The organism is Caballeronia sp. (assembly GCF_049581465.1).
Classification (GTDB): Bacteria; Pseudomonadota; Gammaproteobacteria; order Burkholderiales; family Burkholderiaceae; genus Caballeronia.
In genome coordinates this window covers 1-1,800 of sequence record NZ_JBAUSA010000853.1, presented here as the reverse complement: position 1 = coordinate 1,800, position 1,800 = coordinate 1, and the positions used below count along the sequence as shown (strand labels likewise).

General features: G+C 58.9%; 1 protein-coding gene and 1 pseudogene. Both read right to left on the bottom strand.

Annotated elements, in window-relative coordinates; translation table 11 throughout:
* Positions 1–1,362, bottom strand: a pseudogene (locus WCA53_RS20885) (ImcF-related family protein); the annotation flags it as partial.
* A 1-nt stretch (position 1,363) separates the two neighbouring features.
* The coding region (locus WCA53_RS20880) for a hypothetical protein (RefSeq protein ID WP_423915115.1) at positions 1,364–1,800 on the bottom strand (437 nt) is incomplete at its 5' end.

The window sequence follows — 1,800 nt, the reverse complement described above, 5'->3', positions numbered from 1 at the left end:
GGGCGGCCATAGCGCAGCAAGGATCGCTTTGTCCTGATTCAAGCCGAAGCGGCTCCATACCGGTGGCTGATGCGCGACGCGATCTTCGTATCGACCGATCTGCTGTTGCAGCGTGAGCGAGGCTTGCAGATGTGCAGCGGGATCGGGCGCGGTCTTGAGTGTTTGAATCGTCTGCCGGACTTCGGACAAGCTGAGGCCGTTGGTCATGCCGGAGATCAGCATGCCTGCGGTCCATATGCCGATGACGCTCAGGGCGATGGTGGAAAACACCGTGACGGGATGCCAGCCCATGCGCGTGCCGCGTTGCTTGCGGGCGATTGTGGCGAGGTGGTTCCATAGCGGCAGATCGGCGGCGGTGAGCGCGGTGGGATCAGCAACTGCGCCTGCATCAACGTCAAGCGGAAACGGCGCGAAGAATGCGGCGCTCACCGACTGATGGCGCGCTTTGCGATTTGCTAACGATGCGATCAACGCGGCGAGCGGCGCACTACGCGAATCGAGTCGCTGCGACAACTGCGCGGAGTACCGATCTTTACCGTTTCGAATCAGTTGCCCGATGCTAATATGCCCGATACGGCTGCGCAATTCAAGCAAAGTCGATTCGACCGCCCGCTCGTTGGCGTCGGGCGCGAATTCACAACCGAGTACGGCTGTGCGCCCGTTGTTGAAGGCATCCGTTTTAGCGACATCGAGCACGTACACTGGCGCAGACCAATGCAATAAATCGGCGATACGTGAAAGATTCACGTCGAGAGCGTTAGTGCCGCGGCGCTGCGGTGATAGGTTATCGATTTCATCGAGTACAAGAACGACTGCATCGATCGGACGACGGCGACGAAACGCATATATCTGTCTGAGCCAATGTTCGTCGGGCCGGCCATCGGAACCACTCTTGCTCGACAGCAATACCGCGTCATCGCTGACCAACCAGTTGCGCCCCACCAAATCGGGCAGGAACCGGTCGATTGTTGGTGCCGCTCCCACAAGCAGGAAAAAAGGTCGACGATAGCGCCACCCAATCCCGCCTTCAGATCGAAGAGTTGAAGCCAGCGCATCCCTGTCGACCCTAGCAGATCCGATCCCAGACTGGTTGCGCAGCACGTCAGCGCCGGCCTGCGAAACAGGCGCCAACTGCTCGCGAACAATCAGACTTTCGACCTCTTTTTCGATCGATTCCCGCTTCGGATATACCCAAAAAGCCAGCGCCAAAAGCACGCCAGCCAGTGAGGCGAGAACAATGCGGTTCGCGTCGGCCCAACGGTATATTGCCGTGTGATCGATCGTGAAATAGAGGATTTCCCCAAGCGCGAGCAGCGCCGCGACAAGGAGCAGGATAGGACCCAGGTGTATAAATTTCTTCACGTCAAACCACGCTAAGTTCGCTAAGCATAAAGATGACCATCGATTTTCCGGTGCTCGCTGAAACGACAAGCTGCGCGCGGCCACGACGAGAACACGCGTGAATGGCCAGGCTCATTGCGATCCAGCTACTGACGGGCCCCGCGATGCCGAGCGGTTCGTCGAGCCTGTTTTGTTGCATGTCTCGTTCGCTCGCAGCCATACCGCCTTTTGCGACGCTCAGGGCTGTCAAGACAATGCCTTGTGCATTTCCCTCCAGGCCGCTGTGCCAGACATCGATAGGCGCGTCTGGCGTTGACTGCGCCAACAGCAACTGCGGAACATCCGCCTTCAGCGCCTCGACATTGGAGATCATTGGCCGAAAGGCCCGCATCGCGGCGGGACCGTGTTGCGGCGTGCACAGGTTATCCGGGCAAAACAACAACGCGCACGCGCCTTCGC